We start from the raw sequence: 517 nt of genomic DNA, 5'->3' as shown, positions 1-517 counted from the left end.
CAGCAGATGCGGCGTTTCTGCATCGTCGGGTGCATGGTGTTGCCACATAACCTGTACACGCATATGTCCCATGCGGATTTGCTCGATGGCAATATATTCCTGCGCCCACTCGATTTCCTGCCCTAAGGTACTGTTTTGACTACCGTCGCGCAGTTGTGCGCGGAACAGGTTGGCCAGATTTTCCAGCAAAGTTTCTGCATCATACGGGCGCAGACGGATTAAGCTGATGGCGGCATTTAGGCTGTTAAACAAGAAATGCGGACGGATACGCGCCGTCAACGCGCTCAGCCTGGCTTCGGAAATGGAAGGCGCAAGGCTGTTGCGACGGGCGGCTTCGATGTACATGAAACTGAAACAAAAAAAAGTCAGCAAGAAGAAGTGTTGAATCAGCGGCCACATCTCCGTCTTCAAAATCACTACATCGACAAACAAGAAAATCAGCAGGTTGGAGACGTAGGAAATCACGACGCTGTACTGCGAACGAAGCAGGGACGGCGCAAATGCCTGTAAAAAATAG

Annotated in this window: 1 protein-coding gene; it reads right to left on the bottom strand. The window is 51.1% G+C overall.

Translation table 11 applies throughout. The annotated features are described in order from the left end of the window. Positions 1–489, bottom strand: a 489-nt coding sequence (locus tag ACTHUR_RS18305; RefSeq protein ID WP_440400188.1) for a histidine kinase, incomplete at its 3' end; no start/stop codon positions are given. Positions 490–517 lie beyond the last annotated feature (28 nt).

The sequence above is a fragment of the Neisseria sp. P0021.S007 genome (assembly GCF_051956855.1).
The sequence above is the reverse complement of the archived record's forward strand: the minus strand, read 5'-3'. Positions and strand labels throughout refer to the sequence as shown.